Below are 17,017 nucleotides of genomic sequence, written 5' to 3'. Positions count from 1 at the left end.
TCTCGCTCCACGCCGGACGGCGTGGACCGGGGCGTCCGAACGCGAGTCAGTCGACGTCCGGGGGGCTAGTCTCCAGCAGGCGACCCTCGGAGAGCCGCAGCCAGCGGTGGACCCTGATGTCGGTGAGGAAGCGTTCGTCGTGGCTGACCACGACGAACGCGCCCTGGTAGGCGCCGAGCGCGCTTTCCAGTTGGCCGACGCTAACCAGGTCGAGGTTGTTGGTTGGTTCGTCCAGGAGCAGCAGTTGGGGCGCTGGTTCGGCGAACAGGACGCAGGCCAGGGTGGCGCGCAGCCGCTCGCCGCCGGAGAGCACCCCGACCGGCAGGTGGACGCGGGCGCCCCGGAACAGGAAGCGGGCGAGCAGGTTCATCCGCTGCGCCTCGGGCAGCCCGGGCGCGGAGGCGGCCAGGTTCTCCGCCACGGTACGGTCGAGGTCCAGCAGGTCCAACCGCTGGGACAGGTACGCGACCCGGCCGGCGGCCCGCTTCACCTGCCCACCCTCCGGCTCCAGATCGCCGTTGATCAGGCGCAGCAGAGTGGACTTGCCGGCGCCGTTGGGGCCGAGCAGCGCGAACCGCTCCGGCCCCCGGATCGTCAGATCGACGCCGTCGCCGGCGAAGAGGGCCCGCTCGCCGTAGCGGACCTGCATCCGTTCGCCGAGGAAGAGAGTACGTCCGGCCGGAACGTTGGTGCCAGGCAGTTCCAGCGAGATCTTCTGCTCGTCACGCAGTGCGCGGCCCGCCTCGTCGAGTCGGGCCCTGGCCTCGCTGACCCGGGCGGCGTGCGTCTCGTTGGACCGCCCGGCCGACTCCTGCGCGGAGCGCTTCAGACCCCCGGCGACGATCCTCGCGAGTCCGGCGTTCTTGAGGTTGCGGGCGGCGGTGCTGGCCCGGCGGTCGGCCCGCTCGCGGGCCTGCTGCATCTCCCGCTTCTCCCGCTTGACCTCCTGCTCGGCGTTGCGGACGTTCTTCTCCGCGACCTCCTGCGCGGCGCGCACGGCCTCCTCGTACGCGGTGAAGTTCCCGCCGTGGAACCGGAGTTCGCCCGGGCCGAGTTCGGCGATCCGGTCCATGCGGTCCAACAGCGCCCGGTCGTGGCTGACCAGCAGCAGGAAGCCGTTCCAATCCTCGAGCACGCCGTAGAGCTTGTGCCGGGCTTCGAGGTCGAGGTTGTTGGTCGGTTCGTCGAGCAGCAGGACATCAGGCCGTTTCAGCAGCTGTGCCGCCAGACCGAGGGAGATGACCTGGCCGCCGCTGAGGGTGTGCAGGCGCCGGTCGAGCGGGACGTCCTCGAGGCCGAGCCGGTCGAGCTGTGCCCGGGTTCGCTCCTCGATGTCCCAGTCGTCGCCGACCGTGGTGAAATGCTCCTCGCTCGCGTCCCCGGACTCGATCGCGTGCAGCGCCGCGATCACCGGGGCGATCCCCAGGACCTCGGCCACGGTCAGGGCAGATCCCAGAGCCGGTGTGCCGTCGGTGCGTCTCGGCGGTGCGGGGTCGCCGGCGAGGGGCAGGTTCTGCGGCAGGTAGCCGAGCACACCATTGACGGAGACCGTCCCCGCAGTGGGTCGCAACTCGCCGGAAATCAACCTGAGCAGTGTGCTCTTCCCGGCGCCGTTCGGGGCGACCAGGCCGGTGCGACCGCCGCCGAGGGTGAAGGACAGGTCGTGGAAGACGGGGGTGTCATCGGGCCAGGAGAAAGACATTTTCGAGCAGACGACGAAAGCGTCGGACATGTGGGAAACCTCGGGTGAGACGCGGGCGTACCAACACCGCCCGGCGGGAAACAGGTGGACGACATCGCGGCCACGGCGGCGTGCTCCTGCCCGCCTGCCAGTAGCCGATCACTTCCGGGTATCACCCGGAGATGTCGTCGTCACCTGCCATCGTCTGGTCTCCCTCGTTCCCGATCACTCGCCACCTAATCTAACAGGAGTGGACGCTCCGCTGAAAACCTGGAAGGACACGCCGTTCAATCCCTGCCGCCTGCCAACGGGATGAGCCGGAATGCGGTGCCGGCTCTGGTTCGGCCCAACGTCCGGTTACGGAGCCGGTCACGGGAGCACGGCAATCGGGAGCCGGGCGTGCAGCATCATGGCGCCCTGCTTCATCCGAGTGACGAGCCAGACGCCCATAAGCGGGAGCGACGACGTGGTGGCAGGGCGCATGCTGCGCCCTGCCGCCACCGCTGATGTGTCTATCAGGCCTGGACGGCCCGCCGGCGCTGCCGCCATGCCAGGCTCGCGGCCTGGCATGGCGAAGAACACGCCGCCGGCCGCGGTGTAGGGGATCAGCATGCTGAGGCTGGGGGCGTCGCCGAGGGCGGGGGGCAGGTACGTCGCTCCGGCGATGACCGAGAGGGCCCCGGCGATCAGCATCGGCCACTGGCCGAGCTCGGGGCTGCGGCGGGGATGGCGACGGTGAACTGGGCGATGCCGGAGACGATGGCCCAGACGCCGAAGGTGAATAGCACGGCACCGATGCCGCTGATGGCTGCCAGGCCGAGGGCGAGAGCCGCCAGGGCGCTGAGCGTGGTGTTGAAGATTTGCAGCTTACGGGCCGGCGTGCCGGGATCTTCGCGGGCGTCGAGCAGCGAGGCCACCACATCGATGAGCGGGTAGATGATCAGCAGGATGACGGAGGTGGCGGTGAGCGAGTCGTTGACGGCCGAGAAGCCGGCGGCCCAGGCGATCGCGATGACGCCGCGGACAAGGTAGATGCGAAGCAGGGTGGACATCCGAGTTCCAGCTTTCTTCCAGGCTTGCTTTCTTCCAGGCTTGTGGGGAACGCGAATCAATCTGGCCGAGGCGGACCGGTCGACGGCCCCAGGGAGACGCCCTGGCCCGACCCCTGGTCACGACCGATCTGACCCGCCCGGTGGGATCAGCAGGCGGGCGTCATCGTCTCCTGGCTGCACCCCGCCATGACCGGCTGACCCGGCCACCACGACTGGACGAGCAGCTACGGAGCGATCGCGGCCGGCGACATTCTGGGGCACGACATGGTGGCTGAGCGCCTCGCCGACGGCGCCGGGCCGCCCCGGGTGATCTTCGCGCGCGACACGCGGCAGGACGGACGTCTCGGCGAGCCGCAGCGCCGCACGTCGCCGACGCAGTCCGGACGTGGATCGTCCGCAACCGCCCGTACCATGGCCGGCATGGCCATCGCTCGCTTCCCCAGCATCGTCATCGACTGTCCCGATCCTGGTGCGCTCGCAAGGTTCTACGGCGCGATGTTGGATTGGAAGGTCGACGTCTCCTCCGACTGGGCCGAGGTTCGCGCGGAGTACGGTCAGTGCATCTCCTTCCAGCAGGTAAATGGGTACATGCCGCCGGTGTGGCCAACCCAGGAGCCGCCCCAGCAGATGCATCTCGATGTGATCGTTGACGACCTCGATGCCGCCGAGGCGGAAGTGCTCGATCTCGGCGCAACCAAACACCCGCACCAGCCCGGTACGTCCTTCCGGGTCTTCCTCGACCCGGCAGGTCACCCTTTCTGCCTCTGCGTGAACTGATCCGGACGGGCGATCCTCAATCACAAGAAGCCCTGGACGGCTCGGGCGTGGTGTTCGCGCTCATCGGCTATGAGCGGACGCATGCCGCGCCATGGTCGCCGAGACCGTTGGTCGGCCAGCCTCGTTGTGATCACGTACAGCACCAGGTGAGGCCGATGCTGTCAAGCATCATGCGAGACCAGGCACGCCGGCAGCCGGCCGGCATCAGATACCGAGGGCCCGGCGGTGTTCGTCGAACGAGCGGCTGAGGCTGTCGAGTGCGGCCTTGCCCTTCTCGACGGTGCCGAGCGAGGGCCGACCGATGGCGCCGCTAGGCCGTGTCTCCCGGATCATGGTTTGGGGCGGTCTGGTTTCGCGCGTAGCCAGATGAGGATGTCGGCGATTTGCACGGTGGCGCGGTAGCGGCAGGCGAGCTTGTCGTACCTGGTGGCCACGGCGCGGAACTGCTTGCGCCGGTTCATCAGCCGTTCGATGGTGTTGCGCTGCCGGTAGCGGTGCGGGCGGAAGGTGGGCGGGCGGCCACCGCGTGATCCTTTCCGCGTCCGGTTGGCTTTCTGATCGTCCTTCTCGGGGATGTCGTGCGGGATGCGCCGGGCCCGCAACGCACGGCGGTTGCCGCGAGAGCTGTACGCCTTGTCCGCCGAGAGGGAGTCCAGCCGCTTACGCGCACGGCCGATCCCGCCGGGACGGGCCACGGCCACGTCGTCGAGCAGCCGCACCAACTCGCGGGTGTCGGAGTCCTGGCCCGGGGTCAGGTGGCTGGTCAGGTTCCGGCCCCGCCCGTCACCGACCGTGTGGATCTTCGTGGTCCACCCGCCACGCGACTTGCCGAGTCCTTCCCGTCGCGCTGCGTCACGACTGCTCAGCCCCCTTTACGGGCACCGGCGGCGTGCTGGTGGGCGCGCACGATCGTGGAATCGGCGTTGCCATGCCAGTCCAGATCACCAGCAGCGTCCGCGTCGGCCTGCAGCATCGCCTCGATCCGCGCCCAGGTCCCGTCTTCCTGCCAGCGGGTGAACCGCTTGTACAGCGTCTTCCACGGCCCGTACCGCTGCGGGACGTCCCGCCACGGCACCCCGGTGCGCACCCGGAACACGATCCCGTTGATCACCTGCCGGTGATCACGCCACCGCCCACCACGCTGCCGCGTCATCGCCGGCAGCAACGGCGCGATCCGCGCGTACTCGACATCGGTCAGCTCGAACCGCCCACTCACGACAGACATGGATAGCCGAACCGCACCCCAAGATCCAGGAGACACGCCCTAGTGGTGTATGCGGCCATGCCGAGGGTGAGCAGGTGCGGGCGGTCGTCCGCGGTCCAGTCGGCGTTCTGGTTGCCGTCGCGGATCAGCTCGGGCGCGACGTGGAGCAGCAGTGACGTCTCCAGTTCGCCAGCGTGCATATCCTCGTGGCTGTCCGTCTCCATGCCCGCGTCCTCGCGTGCCTTGGTCCAGTCGTGGGCCTGCGGGAACAGGCTCATGGTTGAACCATGGGTCGCCGTGTACTCCTGCACCACGTCGCTATCGACAGCGGGGCCCGGCGGCCTGGTTCGGGGCGGCCCCACGCCACCGGCACGCCGGCGTCGACGGCTGCAGTGATCATGTCGGCGGCCAACGCGGATTTCGTGGCGAACTCGACCTCGTCCGGGACGCCGGCGGCCTGGCAGCGGTCCCGGTCATCGGTCCACGACACGGGCAGGTAGACCCTGCGGTCGATCAGGATGACGTCTCGGATCCTCTTGACGCTCCCATCGCTTCGCGTCAAGGCAAGAGTTCGCGCGGCAGGATCTGACGGCCGACCGGCGTGCTGTCGAGCCAACGGAACGCGCTTATTTACGGGTCGCTGGTGCCTCGCGGCCGAGGCGGGCCCGGGCTCGGGCCATACGAATGGCGGCGGTCAAGGCCGTGATGTCGTAGGCGCCGTAGTGGCGGCGGCCGTTGATGAAGAACGTCGGGGTGCCGGACACTCCGCTGTTGTCGGCCGAGTCGATGTCGCTTTCGATGCGGCCGGCGTGGGCCTGGCTTATCAGATCGTCGTGGAAGCGTTTCTGATCCAGACCGAGGTCGCCGGCGTATTTGATTAGATCAGTGATGTTCAGCTTGTCCTGGTGGTCGAGCAGCAGGTCGTGCATCTGCCAGAACTTGCCCTGAGCGGCCGCTGCTTCGGCGGCCTCGGCTGCTAGCCGGGCTTGCGGGTGCACGTCTGACAGAGGCAGGTGACGCCACACGAAACGCAGGTCGGCGTGGCCCAGCAACTGGCGGACGACTGGCTCGGCCTTCCCGCAGTACGGGCACTGGAAGTCGCCGTACTGCACCAGCGTTACCGACGCACCGGCTGGGCCGCGGACGTGGTCCTGCTTCTCGTCGACCCCTGGGATGAGGTCGATCAGCTCCGTCATGTCGCCGAAGAGCGCCCGGGTGCGCTTGTCCTTGGGCAACATGTTGGTGACGCGGAACGCGGTCCAGGTCAGCGCTGAGGATACGATCGCGGCGCTGAGCACCCCGACTTTGGCCTCGGCCAGTTGGTCGCCGGTGAAGGCCAGGCTGGCGATCAGCAGCGACACCGTGAAGCTGACACCGGCGATCGTGCCGCTGCCGAGCACGCCCGCCCAGCCCACGGCCGGACGGATGCGGCCGTGTGAGATCCAGGTGAGCCCGGCCGAGGTGCCGATCACGGCGAGCGGCTTGCCGACGACATACCCGAGCAGCACGCCCCAGGTGACAGGCGACGCGAACGCCTTGGCCAGGAACGGACCGTCCATGCTGATGCCAGCGTTGGCCAGGCCGAACAGCGGCACGATGACGTAGCTGGACCAAGGGTGGTAGATGCGCTGAAGGCGGTCGTTGGGCGATAGCGTATTCGCGAGGCCGATCGAAGCCGTACGCGCGAGCTTGGGCGTCGGTTGCTCACGGAACGACCGGAACAGCCCGCTGACCTGCTCGAGCTCAGCTCGGCCGGGAGAGTAGGCGAACGCGGTCAACCCGATGGCCAGTCCGGCCACCACCGGGTCGACTCCGCTGACCAGCAGCGCGCCCCACATCACGATGGCGACCGGCACGTACGCCGAGCCACGTCGGACGCCGGCTGCGCGGATGGCCAGCATGACCGCGAACGCCGCTACGGCCACCACGATGGGCATCATTTTGATGTCGTCGCTGTAGACCAGGGCGATGACGATGAGTGCGATCAAGTCGTCGACCACGAACACGGTGAGCAGGAAGATCCGGACCCGGTCGGGCACGCCCCGGCCGAGCAGTGCCAGCAGGCCCAACGCGAGGGCGGTGTCGGTCGACATAGCCACGCCCCAGCCATGCGCGCCCGGCCCGCCGTGGTTGATCACCAGGAAGATCAGCACCGGGATCAGCATGCCGACCACGCCGGCCACGCTGGGCAGCACGAAACGTCGCCGGTCGCGTAGGTCGCCGAGGTCGAACTCGCGCCGCGCCTCAAGGCCGACGACCAGGAAGAACAGCGTCATCAAGCCGCTGTTGATCCAGGTGTGCAGGTCGCGGGAGAGCTCGAGGTGCCCGAGGCGCAGGGACAGTTGGGTGCGCCAGACGGCTTCGTAGGAGCCGAGGTCGATGTTGGCCCAGAGCAGTGCGGCGACGATGGCGGCCACGAGCACGCCGGCGCTGCCGGACTCAGTTCGCAGAAAGGCTCGCAGCGGTGCCGCTAGATTCCGCATCCAGATCGTTCGGCCGCTCATCTTGGTTTCGGTCACACGTCACCTTCCGACGCGCTGGCCGGGCCAGCATGGATAGCTAGATCACGTGCCGCAATGCGGGCACGCGACCCCTCGGTTCAGTACTGATCGCGCTGCCCTCGCTGCGGAGAGAGCGACGAGGCCCGCCGATGCCCTGCAGGATGCGGGCGACTATCAGTGAGCTCATGGTCGGGACGACCGCGCACATGATCGACGCGATGGTGAACCCGGCGATACCCACGAGGAAGATTCGCCTGCGGCCGTAGCGGTCGCCGAGCGCGCCGCCCAGCAGGATCAGCGCGGCCAGGCCACGACCTGGATCAGCTCGCTGTCGCAGCTCAGCGCGTCAACGTCGAGCTCGGCATGTCCATCGCCTTCCTCGACGAGGCACTGCAACGCTCGCTCGAACCCGGCGCACCGTCCACCGTGGCCCGGCCGATCACACTGCGAGCCATGCGCGACGCCGGCCTCACCCCCACCGTGTTCGTCGCGCCGATCCTGCCCGAACTGACAGACAGCACCGAGCAGATCGACGAGTTGATCGGCACCCTGGCCGACGCAGGGGCAGGCAACATTCTCCCGACACCGCTGTACCTGATGCGCGGCCCCAAAGACCTGTTCTTCGCCTGGCTGCGCCGCCAGCATCCCGAACTGCTCTCCACGCACGCCGACCTCTACGCGCACGGCTCGCGCACGCCCCGTCATTACCGCGACCTCGTCCGGGCACGGGTAAACCAGGCATTGCAGCGCCACGGGCTGCCGATCCCCGACGACACGACCTCCGACAAGTTCGCCCTGCTCGGCAGACGCTCCACCGTCACCGAGCCGACCGCACCGACTCTGTTCTGAGCTGCCGGCACGAGTCACCGGCCATCCGCCAGGACCAGGACCTGCGCCGCATGCAAGGCGCCGCATCGCGTTCAAGCTGTCGCGGTCGACGGAAACACTGTCGCCGCCTGGGGCGGAACGACAACCGCTTGCTGCTCGGCCGTGATCGCCGAGCAGCAAGCGGCCTGATTTCAGCGCGGCCCGACGAACTCGGTCCTCACGCTCCATGCGAACTGAATCAGCAGGGTCACCGGGGACTTCTCGGCAATGTCATGCATCACCTTCAAGTCGTCGGGGTCAGGTTCTTCGCTCAGCGTGATCGTGCGCTGCAGGTAACGCTCTGCGCCTTCCTGCTCGGGTTCGTGGTAGCCGATCTCGACGGTGATGTCACCGGCGGTGTCGTACTTATAGTCGACATACTGCCGCAGCGTCTGAGCAGTGCACGACGCGAGCGCCATCAACAGGTACTCCGTCGGCGTCGGGCCTTCGCCGAGTGCGCCGTTGTGCGGTTCATCGGCGACGAACGTGAAGCCGCGGGTGGTCATGTCCGTGCGCCGGCGCTCAGTGGCCGGAAGGACAGCTCGGGCGGATGCGACGACACGATCCCGATCGGTTTCCATCAGCCGCGCCCTCCTGTAGATCCTGGTAGTGACGGTCCAGATACTCGGATCCAGCAGCAGCCGAGCCGCAGTCTGAGCGGGGGCTGTGGCCGGGCGAATCACCCCATGACCGAGTACCTCCGCAGGCTAGCCTTCGCGGACTGGATAGTCCAGTTGATCGCTCGTTGCCAGAACCGCGAGGCCCTCGTGAACCATCACCTCGGGGTGTTTTAAGCTGCACCGAGAGGCGGTTAGGACCAAGACGCCCCCAGCTGAACTCGCTCAACGCCAAACCCAGAGATGGACTCATCAGTCCGTTAAGGCTAGGATATGCCGTCGTTCACGCATCAGGGCGGCGATCGTCGTCGCCTCCCGCGACTCGGGCGGACTCAAATCCGGACAACATGAGGAACATCGATGCTCAGTGATCCGCAGTCGCAGTACGAGGCGATCCAACGACGCGAGGAACGACTCGATGGCAGCTTTCGCGCCGCGGTGAAGACGACCGGCACCTACTGTCGGCCATCGTGTCGCGCCAAGACCCCTCGCACGGAAAACGTCGACTTTCGCCCGACAGCGGCCAGCGCCCAGCTCGCTGGATACCGAGCCTGCAAGCGTTGCTCCCCCCGACGCAGCGCCCCTGGCCCGGCCGGCGCCTGGCCAGTCGACGCCTGGGTCGAGAGGCTGGCTTCGCCGTCGGTGTAGAAGTCGGCGATGGTGTGCCGCAGCTGGGCCAGGGACACGACCGACGAGTGGCCTCGAACAAAGTGCACCGGGGCCGCACTCCACGTCACAGATCTTTCCGGTCAGCTGGGTAAGACACCGACGTCTGGCGTCACTAAATGGGGGAAGTGAAGTGCCGTGTCGGCGAACGACTGATACAGAGAGGCGTCCAAATGAAAGCGATTGTTGTGACGGATGAGGCCGCAGGAACGGCCGGGATGACGCTGGCGGAGCGACCGGAGCCGGAGGCGACGGCGAACGACGTCCTCGTTGAGGTACATGCGTCGGGATTCACCCCTGGCGAGCTGACGTGGCCCGGGACCTGGACCGATCGCCTCGGGCGGGACCGCACGCCGTCGATCCCCGGCCATGAGGTGGCTGGCGTGGTCAGCGCGCTCGGCTATGGCACGAGGGGTCTGTCGGTGGGACAGCGGGTGTTCGGCCTCGCGGACTGGAGTCGCGACGGCACCCTGGCCGAGTACGTGGCCATCGAGGCGCGCAACCTTGCGCCGCTGCCGGGCGATGTCGATTTCACGGTAGGGGCGAGCCTGCCGATCTCGGGCCTGACCGCGTGGCAGGGACTGTTCGTGCACGGCCGTTTCCAGGCGGGGCAGAGCGTCCTCGTACATGGTGCGGCCGGTGGAGTCGGCTCGATGGTGACCCAGCTCGCCAAAGAGGCCGGCGCCTACGTCATCGGCACTGGACGTGCCGCCGACCGCCAGACCGCGCTCGACTTCGGCGCGCAGGAGTTCGTCGACCTCGGCAACGACGCCCTGGAAGACGTCGCCGGCGTCGATCTGGTTTTCGACGTGATCGGTGGCGACATCCAGAAGCGTTCTGCGGGTCTGGTCCGAGCCGGAGGAATGCTGGTGACCATTGCCGGCCCGCCCGAAGCACAGCCGGCGGACGGCCTGACGGTTGATTTCGTTGTCGAGGCCGATCGCGTGCAACTGGGTGAGGTCGTCCAGCGGATCAGGGATGGTCGGCTGCGGACGAACATCGGCAACGTCGCGACCCTCGACGACGCCGTCGCCGCCTTCAACCCGACCGAGCGGATCAAGGGAAAGACGATCATCCGCGTTCGCTCGTAAGGACTCGGCACACCCAAGCACGAGAACGACCCCCGCAGGAGCGAGAAGTACGTCGATGGCTGGGCCTTCACCTCCCGTCGACGACATGCGGCTGGGCGAGTACGACTACCGCCACGACCCGGGAGTGATCTGATGACTATCAACGAAGGCGCAGCCCCATGACCGACCCAACCGAGCCGACCCGCTACGCCTTCGAGTACCCCGACGAGGCTGGATACCCCGACGAGAAAGGCACCCTCAGCCAGGACCAGGCCGTCCTCATCGACGAGGTAATCGACGATCCCCACGCCCCCGCGTTTGACTTCCAAGTCGTCAACGACGAGAAACTCGGCATCTACGACGCCATCGTCGGGGACCGAGCAGTGGCCGGGCTGACCTACAACGTCGCCGGAGACGACCGACTCGTGCTGCTGGCCACCTCGGTGTTCCCCGAGTTCCGCAAACAGGGCATCGCCACCGAGCTGATCCGACGCGTCCTGGACGACGTGCGCGTGCAAGGCAAGACGGTCACCATCATGTGCCCGATCGTGCGCACCTTCATCGAGCACAACCCCGAGTACGCCGACCTCATCGACCCCGAGCACCCCGGAGTTACCCAGGATCACACCCATTTGTCCTAAACCCACTTATTAGCTGCCCCGACAGAAAGTGTGACAATGACGATCAATCTCGAGGCCGAGGCGGCCACCCGGGAAGAGAACAACGCGGCGCTCATCGCTGCTCTGAACGAGGCAAGTCTCAGCGAGGTGGAATCCAGCTGGGAGCTCGATGTCATCAACGACGCGGAGCGCGGTCGCTGGATCGCCGCCCTCGGCGCCGAAGCGATCGCCGAGCTCTCGTACCGGTTCGTGGGCGGCCGTGTCGTGCTGCTAACGACCTGGGTCGACCCCGCCTACCGACGCAATCGGGTGGCCACGGAGCTCGTCGCTCGCGTGCTGGACGAGATCCGCGAGAGCGGGAAGAAGATCACCGTCATCTGCCCGGTCGTGGGTGAGTTCATTGCCCGCAACCCGGAATACCTCGATCTCATCGACAAGGTTCATCCCGGTGCCGGCGCCTACCCCCAGCACGAACCCGCGGGCTAAGGGCAAGAAGATCATTCGGGTTCGTCCGTAAGGACGCGGAGACAACGGAGACCCCCGTTACGTCATAACGGGGGTAGACGAGGACTGTTACTGAGAGAGGTAGTCAGATGAAAGCGATCGTGGTGACGGACCGGGCCGCGGGAACGGCGGGGATGACGCTGGTGGAGCGGCCCGAGCCGGACGCGGCGAGGCTCGCCAGTCTTGAGGGCGCGAACTACGGCGATGTCGTCGTTGAAGTTCATGCGTCGGGATTCACCGGGAATGAGCTGGAGTGGCCCTCGACCTGGATCGATCGCCTCGGCCGTGACCGGACGCCGTCGATCCCCGGCCACGAGGTGGCCGGGGTAGTCACCGCTCTCAGCTATGGAGCAACGGGGTTGTCGGTGGGACAGCGGGTGTTCGGCCTTACGGACTGGACTCGCGACGGCACACTGGCGGAGTATGCCGTCGTCGAGGCGCGCAACCTTGCGCCGCTGCCGGGCAACGTTGACTTCACGGTGGGCGCTGGCGTCGCGATGGCGGGCCTGACCGCGTGGCAGGGGCTGTTCGATCATGGCCACCTCCTGGCGGGACAGAGCGTCCTGGTGCACGGCGCGGCTGGCGCAGTCGGTTCGATGGCGACGCAGCTCGCCCGTCAGGCCGGCGCCTACGTCATCGGCACCGGACGTGCCAGCGGCCGGCAGACCGCAGTCGACTTCGGCGCGCACGAGTTCGTCGACCTCGACAACGACACCCTGGAAGACGCCGGCGGAGTCGATCTGGTCTTCGATGTCATCGGCGGCGACATCCAGAAGCGGTCCGCGGGTCTGGTTCGAGCCGGAGGAACGCTGGTGACCGTCACCGGGCCGCCGGAGGTGCGGCCAGCTGACGGCCTGGCGATCGACTTCGTTGTCGTGTCCGACCGCGCCCAGCTGGGTGAGATCGTCCGGCGGGTCCGGGACGGACGCGTGCGGACGAACATCGGCAACGTCGCGGCCCTCGACGACGCCGTCGCCGCCCTCAACCCGACCGAGCGGACCAAGGGGAAGACGATCATCCGCGTTCGTCCATAATTTTCTCTTCTCGCCTCGTTCGTCGTCGGTCGGTGGCCTCGAGCAGTTCTCGCCAAGCGCACGAACGGACCACCTAGTCCAAACGTACGGCACTCGGGCGTGCATGGCGAGCAGTCAAATGCCATACTTGGACTTCAAAGTCCGGCGGGGCCTGTCTGATCGCGCGGCGTAACTACACGTTGGAAGGGTGAGCCGATGAGCAGTGAAGGACAAGCACTGGTAGCCGAGGAGCTGATCGACAGCCTCGATCATGGCCGCTTTGAGCTCTACCGCGACAGCGAGCTAGTCGGCTGGCTCTACTACACCCACCTGAAGCCCAACCGGTACGCCCTCCGGCACACCGAAGTCGAGTCGAGTCATCAACACCAGGGCGTGGCGGGCGCGATGGTGCGGCGAGTACTCGACGAGATCCGCGCCCGCGAGGGCACGATCACCGCAATCTGCCCCTTTGTGGTCGACTACCTCTCGCGAACGACCACCTATGTCGATCTGATCGACGCCCGACACCCCGGCTACTCCGATCGTGCTGCTGCCGAGTCGGCGCGGGCGAAGGCCGGTGGCTGAGACTACCGGGCCGCGCGCCGGAGACCCCTCGGACGAGCCCTATCGCGGCCTCACGACGTTGTCGCGCGGTGGCCTAGTTCCTCCGCAGCATTGCCGTGAGCGCGGGCGGCGCTGAGATCGTGGGTGGCACCGGGCAGCGCGGTCGATGCCCAGATCAGCCGACCCGCCGCGTCCGCGATGACGTGCACGTTCATGCCGTGCCGCCTGTGTTTGCCGGAGTAGCAGGGCTTCTGGTCGGCGACCCGGTCGACCGGGGTCAGCGTGCCGTCGAGGATCGCGTACGCCAGCCTTTGGATGCGTCCATGGCGGCGGCCAGGTCGTCCGCGGCTGCGGCGAGTAGAGCGACAGCTTCGCGGACGTAGCGCCAGGCGGTGGCGACGCCGATGCCGAACCCGGCTGCGAGGCGGGCGTCGGTGTCGCCGTTGCGCAGATGGGCGAGGGTGAGTAGGGCTTGCCGGCCGGGTTCCAGGCGCCGCCACCGGGATCGACGCTGCCGGCGGTGGTTACGGAGGCATTCGGCGAGGTGGTTCAGGGTTCGACTGGACAGCGGGATCGTGGCGGGGTGAGACAGCACGGCGACGCTCCGGGTCGGGGCATCGGATCTTGGTCGACTGCTGTCTTACCTGTAGCCTCGCCCTCATCGATCTCCGGGCTGCTCGCACCCGCCGTGACCAGCCTGATCACGATGAAAGGGCTAAATTAACGGGTCGGCTCGCCGGACGGCTCCGAGAGGAACGATTTGATGTGTTCCAGCGCCATGTCCAGAGCAACTTCCATGGGTGCGACGTTGTGCGCGGCGTTCGCCAGCAAGTAGCCGCCTTGCAAAGCTGCCATCAACCCCGTGGCCAACTTCTCCGGGTCGGCGTCCTGGCGCAGTGCACCGCTGTCCCGCATCCGGTGCAGACCGTCACTGATCAGCTTTTCCCATGCCGCAAACGTCTCCAACAGCATCGATCGAGCCTGCTCATCTTGATCGGACAGCTCGACAGCCATCGACCCGAGGCCGCACCCGTATTTGCCGTTGTTCAGCGAGTTGGCCTGGACCAGCGCGTTACGCCACCGGACCAGCCCTGAGAACGATCTCAGTCGTTCGAGCCCTCCGCGCTCGCGCTGAAGCACAAGCGCGCCTCGATATTTGACCAACGCGCGCACGAGCTCCTGCTTGTCGGCGAAGTGGTGGTAAAGCTGAGACTTGCTCGTCTGGCTTGCCTCGCGGACGTCGTCAAGGGTCGTCGCGTTCACTCCGCGCACGAACATCAGCCGGTTCGCCGCCTCGAGGATCCGCTCTCGCGTCGCGATGCCCCGTTGACTGATCCTCCGCTGCTTCGTCGGCGCAGCCACCTGCTCGTCGCCCATCGGTCAAGTGTATCCAGCGCGCCAGGAAATGCATGGAGAATGGGACCTTTGAGTCCATCCGGCGTCATGTCGCATTCGTGTGATGGTGAAGGACGAACGCATGCGCCGTCAGCTTTATTGAACGGGTGTCCGCGAGATCATCGATAGATCGGGTCTTTTCCTGGACTATTTGGTCCCCGCTGTGGCAAGCTGCTGCTCAGGAGTTGCTCGGCGATGCGTCGTGAGCGGCGCGCCGGAGGTCAGCGTGTGTCAACGCTGCCAGTGGGACGCGCTGCCTGCCGACGTCCCGCACCACAAGCTGGTCTACCACTACTTCACGACCTGGACCCGCGACGGAACGCTCAACCGCATGCACAACAGACTGCGGGAACAGGTCCGCGAACAGGTCGAGGGTCGTAACCGGCAGCCGACGGCTGCGCTGGTCGACTCCCAGTCGGTACGCGGCGCGGAGACCGTCGGCCGGCCAGGGCGCGGCTTCGACGCGGGGAAGAAAGTCAACGGCCGGAAACGGCACCTCGCCGTCGACACCTGCGGACTACTGCTCGCGATCCTGGTCACCGGCGCCAACGTGCAGGATCGCGACGCCGCCCGGCCGCTGCTGTCGCCGCTACGCGCCTGCTTTCCCGCCATCGGCCTGACCTGGGCCGACAGCGGCTACGCCGGCCGGCTCGTCGGCTGGGCCGCCGCCCACCTCACCCTGACCGTGCAGATCGTCGCGAAGCTCGCCGGGCAGACCACCTTCGTCGTCCTGCACCGCAGATGGGCGGTCGAGCGCACGTTCTCCTGGATCAACCGGTGCCGACGCACCGTCCGAGACTATAAACGGCTACCCGACCACCACGCCGCGATGGTCCAATGGGCCATGATCATCGTCATGACCCGCCGCCTCGCCCGCCACCAAAACACCTGAAACCCTTATTTACCAGGCTCTCAGGCCGCATTTGGCCTGTCATCGGGTGCTGCCCTTGAATCGCGCGGCACAGCGAGCCTTCCCCGGCCTGCACCGTCAGTACGTTTGTCGTACGGCGGTCGGTGCGCCTTGTCGGCAGCAATCCAAGGGGTCTCTGTGCCGTCCGGTTCCTCCGCCGTCTCCGATTCCGCTCGATCCGTTACGCCGGGCCTGTGGCGCAACTCCGACTTCCGCAGCCTTTGGATAGGCCAGACGGCCTCACAGCTGGGCGAGCATGCGAGCCTGGTGATCCTGCCGTTGATCGCCGTCCTGACGCTCAACGTCGGCGCGGACCAACTGGGTGTCCTTCGCGCGTTGGGGCAGGCACCGCAGCTTCTGCTCACGCTGTTCGTCGGCGTCTGGGTGGACAGGTGGCGGACTCGCACCATCATGGCCTTGGCGGACCTCGGCCGGGCCCTGGCGCTGGGCGGAGCCGCCGTGGCCGTCCTCTTGGGTGGCCTCGGCCTGCCGGCACTGCTGGCCATCGCGTTCGCCATCGGGGTCCTGTCGGTGTTCTTCGACGTCGCCTACCAAGCCTCCCTCGTACGCTTGGTGCAGCGCGATGAGCTGCTGCAGGGCAACAGCGCGATCGAGGGAAGCAGGTCCGCGGCTCAGATCGGCGGTCCCGCCCTCGGCGGGACGATGATGTCCCTGCTGTCGGCGCCGATCGCCGCCGCGTTCAGCGCCCTGTTCTTCGTGGTGTCGTTTCTGGGCATCGCCGGTATCCGCCACCGCGAGTCGATTCCGGAGCACCCGGGCGGTCCGCGGCGGATCTGGCGGCAGATCCACGAGGGGCTCCGCTTCGTCTTCGGCGACACCTTGCTACGTACCGTGTGCCTCGCCTCGGCCACATTCCAATTGTCCTTCGCGGCCATGATGACCAACTATCTGCTCTTCCTGCCACGGGAACTGCAACTGTCCGGCACCGCCATCGGACTGGCGCTTGCCGCGACAGGGCCAGGCGCGCTCGCGGGCTCCCTGCTCGCCGCCCGACTCCCGAGCCGCCTCGGTTACGGCACGGTGCTCGTCTCGGCGGCCGTCATCGGTGACGGCGTGTTACTGTGCGTGCCCGCGCTGCACGGCACCTCCGTGGCCGCCCTTCCCGCACTAATCGCGATCAACCTCGCGTTCGGGGTCTTCGGCCAACTGGTAAACGTCACCATCATGGCCGTCCGGCAGGCCCTCACTCCGGACACGATGCAAGGCCGCGTCGCCGCGACGATCACCTTCGCGGGCATGGGCCTGACGCCACTCGGCTCGCTGCTCGGCGGCCTCCTCGCAGAACAGTGGGGGATACGCACTGCTCTGCTGGTCACGGCCGCCGGCATGATGCTGTCACCCGTGCTGATGGCTCTGTCCCCGCTCGCCCGCCTGAGTCGGACCCTCCCATCACCAAATGCGACACATGATCACGGGTACTGATCTGCCACGATCCGCCCGTTACGCAATGTCACGGCATGCCGGTCGACGAGTGCGCGGATCTGCCGAGATGAGTGCATGCGGCCGACGTGTGCTTGCGCGAGGACAACGGGGGCAGCCGTCCACCGATCGGTGT

At 67.2% G+C, this 17,017-nt stretch carries 18 protein-coding genes and 3 pseudogenes; 10 read left to right on the top strand and 11 right to left on the bottom strand.

Annotation, left to right across the window (positions count from 1 at the left end):
• Positions 1-46: 46 nt before the first annotated feature.
• The 3 genes from abc-f to DKT69_RS35785 form a co-directional block, all read right to left on the bottom strand.
• Positions 47-1,732, bottom strand: a complete 1,686-nt coding sequence (gene abc-f / locus DKT69_RS35790; protein WP_109805775.1) for a ribosomal protection-like ABC-F family protein — start codon at positions 1,730-1,732, stop codon at positions 47-49.
• Between the two features lie 318 nt (positions 1,733-2,050).
• Complete coding sequence (locus DKT69_RS39295; RefSeq protein WP_201750031.1) at positions 2,051-2,374, bottom strand: hypothetical protein; 324 nt, start codon at positions 2,372-2,374, stop codon at positions 2,051-2,053.
• Positions 2,368-2,733, bottom strand: coding sequence for a hypothetical protein (locus DKT69_RS35785; RefSeq protein WP_201750030.1), 366 nt, complete (start codon positions 2,731-2,733; stop codon positions 2,368-2,370). The genes DKT69_RS39295 and DKT69_RS35785 overlap by 7 nt, the downstream gene beginning before the upstream one ends.
• Before the next feature lie 264 nt (positions 2,734-2,997).
• On the opposite strand from DKT69_RS35785, the gene DKT69_RS35780 reads away from it, so the two are divergent.
• Positions 2,998-3,510: a VOC family protein gene (locus DKT69_RS35780; protein WP_236648656.1), complete on the top strand. Its 513-nt coding sequence runs from the start codon at positions 2,998-3,000 to the stop codon at positions 3,508-3,510.
• A 329-nt stretch (positions 3,511-3,839) separates the two neighbouring features.
• Here the strand turns inward: DKT69_RS35780 and DKT69_RS35775 are convergent.
• The 5 genes and pseudogenes from DKT69_RS35775 to DKT69_RS35755 form a co-directional block, all read right to left on the bottom strand.
• Positions 3,840-4,735, bottom strand: a pseudogene (locus DKT69_RS35775) (IS5 family transposase).
• Positions 4,723-5,025, bottom strand: coding sequence for a creatininase family protein (locus DKT69_RS35770; protein ID WP_255420263.1), 303 nt, complete (start codon positions 5,023-5,025; stop codon positions 4,723-4,725). Before DKT69_RS35770 ends, DKT69_RS35775 begins: the two are co-directional and overlap by 13 nt.
• 47 nt (positions 5,026-5,072) lie before the next feature.
• Positions 5,073-5,231: pseudogene (locus DKT69_RS35765) on the bottom strand (transposase); the annotation flags it as partial.
• A 109-nt stretch (positions 5,232-5,340) separates the two neighbouring features.
• Positions 5,341-7,233 (bottom strand): Na+/H+ antiporter NhaA, encoded by a 1,893-nt coding sequence (gene nhaA, locus DKT69_RS35760; protein WP_236648654.1) that lies wholly within the window; start codon positions 7,231-7,233, stop codon positions 5,341-5,343.
• Between the two features lie 40 nt (positions 7,234-7,273).
• Complete coding sequence (locus DKT69_RS35755; RefSeq protein WP_255420262.1) at positions 7,274-7,510, bottom strand: MFS transporter; 237 nt, start codon at positions 7,508-7,510, stop codon at positions 7,274-7,276.
• Between the two features lie 68 nt (positions 7,511-7,578).
• On the opposite strand from DKT69_RS35755, the gene DKT69_RS35750 reads away from it, so the two are divergent.
• A complete protein-coding gene (locus DKT69_RS35750; RefSeq protein WP_109805772.1) occupies positions 7,579-8,064 on the top strand; it encodes an SPL family radical SAM protein in 486 nt (161 codons plus the stop codon).
• A gap of 170 nt (positions 8,065-8,234) precedes the next feature.
• Here DKT69_RS35750 and DKT69_RS35745 read toward each other — a convergent pair whose 3' ends face one another.
• Entirely contained in the window at positions 8,235-8,663 is a 429-nt protein-coding gene (locus tag DKT69_RS35745; protein WP_109805795.1) for an OsmC family protein, read from the bottom strand.
• A 396-nt stretch (positions 8,664-9,059) separates the two neighbouring features.
• Here DKT69_RS35745 and DKT69_RS35740 point away from each other — a divergent pair, with 396 nt between their 5' ends.
• The 6 genes from DKT69_RS35740 (at position 9,060) to DKT69_RS35715 (ending at position 13,157) form a co-directional block, all read left to right on the top strand.
• Positions 9,060-9,347, top strand: coding sequence for an Ada metal-binding domain-containing protein (locus DKT69_RS35740; RefSeq protein WP_109805771.1), 288 nt, complete (start codon positions 9,060-9,062; stop codon positions 9,345-9,347).
• Positions 9,348-9,538: 191 nt separating this feature from the next.
• Positions 9,539-10,456: an NADP-dependent oxidoreductase gene (locus tag DKT69_RS35735; protein WP_109805770.1), complete on the top strand. Its 918-nt coding sequence runs from the start codon at positions 9,539-9,541 to the stop codon at positions 10,454-10,456.
• 158 nt (positions 10,457-10,614) lie between these two features.
• Positions 10,615-11,076: a GNAT family N-acetyltransferase gene (locus tag DKT69_RS35730; protein ID WP_109805769.1), complete on the top strand. Its 462-nt coding sequence runs from the start codon at positions 10,615-10,617 to the stop codon at positions 11,074-11,076.
• A gap of 36 nt (positions 11,077-11,112) precedes the next feature.
• Positions 11,113-11,541: a GNAT family N-acetyltransferase gene (locus DKT69_RS35725; RefSeq protein ID WP_109805768.1), complete on the top strand. Its 429-nt coding sequence runs from the start codon at positions 11,113-11,115 to the stop codon at positions 11,539-11,541.
• A 107-nt stretch (positions 11,542-11,648) separates the two neighbouring features.
• Entirely contained in the window at positions 11,649-12,593 is a 945-nt protein-coding gene (locus DKT69_RS35720) for an NADP-dependent oxidoreductase (protein WP_109805767.1), read from the top strand.
• A gap of 195 nt (positions 12,594-12,788) precedes the next feature.
• Positions 12,789-13,157 carry a GNAT family N-acetyltransferase gene (locus DKT69_RS35715; RefSeq protein WP_109805766.1) on the top strand — a complete coding sequence of 123 codons (369 nt, stop codon included), beginning with the start codon at positions 12,789-12,791 and terminating at the stop codon, positions 13,155-13,157.
• 92 nt (positions 13,158-13,249) lie between these two features.
• Here DKT69_RS35715 and DKT69_RS35710 read toward each other — a convergent pair.
• Positions 13,250-13,731: pseudogene (locus DKT69_RS35710) on the bottom strand (transposase family protein); the annotation flags it as partial.
• A gap of 125 nt (positions 13,732-13,856) precedes the next feature.
• Positions 13,857-14,513, bottom strand: coding sequence for a TetR/AcrR family transcriptional regulator (locus DKT69_RS35705; RefSeq protein WP_109805765.1), 657 nt, complete (start codon positions 14,511-14,513; stop codon positions 13,857-13,859).
• Positions 14,514-14,733: 220 nt separating this feature from the next.
• On the opposite strand from DKT69_RS35705, the gene DKT69_RS35700 reads away from it, so the two are divergent.
• Complete coding sequence (locus DKT69_RS35700) at positions 14,734-15,423, top strand: IS5 family transposase (RefSeq protein ID WP_161558015.1); 690 nt, start codon at positions 14,734-14,736, stop codon at positions 15,421-15,423.
• 156 nt (positions 15,424-15,579) lie between these two features.
• The gene (locus DKT69_RS35695) at positions 15,580-16,884 is read left to right on the top strand and encodes an MFS transporter (protein WP_236648652.1); all 1,305 of its coding nucleotides are present in this window, start codon (positions 15,580-15,582) and stop codon (positions 16,882-16,884) included.
• Positions 16,885-17,017 lie beyond the last annotated feature (133 nt).

Source organism: Micromonospora sicca (assembly GCF_003172935.1).
Classification (GTDB): Bacteria; Actinomycetota; Actinomycetes; order Mycobacteriales; family Micromonosporaceae; genus Micromonospora; species Micromonospora sicca.
The sequence above is the reverse complement of the archived record's forward strand: the minus strand, read 5'-3'. Positions and strand labels throughout refer to the sequence as shown.

Excerpts from the sequence above, each read along its gene's own strand:
- abc-f (WP_109805775.1), bottom strand. The coding sequence starts at position 1,732 with ATGTCCGACGCTTTCGTCGTCTGCTCGAAAATGTCTTTCTCCTGGCCC.
- DKT69_RS39295 (WP_201750031.1), bottom strand. The coding sequence starts at position 2,374 with ATGCTGATCGCCGGGGCCCTCTCGGTCATCGCCGGAGCGACGTACCTG.
- DKT69_RS35785 (WP_201750030.1), bottom strand. The coding sequence starts at position 2,733 with ATGTCCACCCTGCTTCGCATCTACCTTGTCCGCGGCGTCATCGCGATC.
- DKT69_RS35780 (WP_236648656.1), top strand. The coding sequence starts at position 2,998 with ATGGTGGCTGAGCGCCTCGCCGACGGCGCCGGGCCGCCCCGGGTGATC.
- DKT69_RS35750 (WP_109805772.1), top strand. The coding sequence starts at position 7,579 with ATGTCCATCGCCTTCCTCGACGAGGCACTGCAACGCTCGCTCGAACCC.
- DKT69_RS35745 (WP_109805795.1), bottom strand. The coding sequence starts at position 8,663 with ATGGAAACCGATCGGGATCGTGTCGTCGCATCCGCCCGAGCTGTCCTT.
- DKT69_RS35740 (WP_109805771.1), top strand. The coding sequence starts at position 9,060 with ATGCTCAGTGATCCGCAGTCGCAGTACGAGGCGATCCAACGACGCGAG.
- DKT69_RS35735 (WP_109805770.1), top strand. The coding sequence starts at position 9,539 with ATGAAAGCGATTGTTGTGACGGATGAGGCCGCAGGAACGGCCGGGATG.
- DKT69_RS35730 (WP_109805769.1), top strand. The coding sequence starts at position 10,615 with ATGACCGACCCAACCGAGCCGACCCGCTACGCCTTCGAGTACCCCGAC.
- DKT69_RS35725 (WP_109805768.1), top strand. The coding sequence starts at position 11,113 with ATGACGATCAATCTCGAGGCCGAGGCGGCCACCCGGGAAGAGAACAAC.
- DKT69_RS35720 (WP_109805767.1), top strand. The coding sequence starts at position 11,649 with ATGAAAGCGATCGTGGTGACGGACCGGGCCGCGGGAACGGCGGGGATG.
- DKT69_RS35715 (WP_109805766.1), top strand. The coding sequence starts at position 12,789 with ATGAGCAGTGAAGGACAAGCACTGGTAGCCGAGGAGCTGATCGACAGC.
- DKT69_RS35705 (WP_109805765.1), bottom strand. The coding sequence starts at position 14,513 with ATGGGCGACGAGCAGGTGGCTGCGCCGACGAAGCAGCGGAGGATCAGT.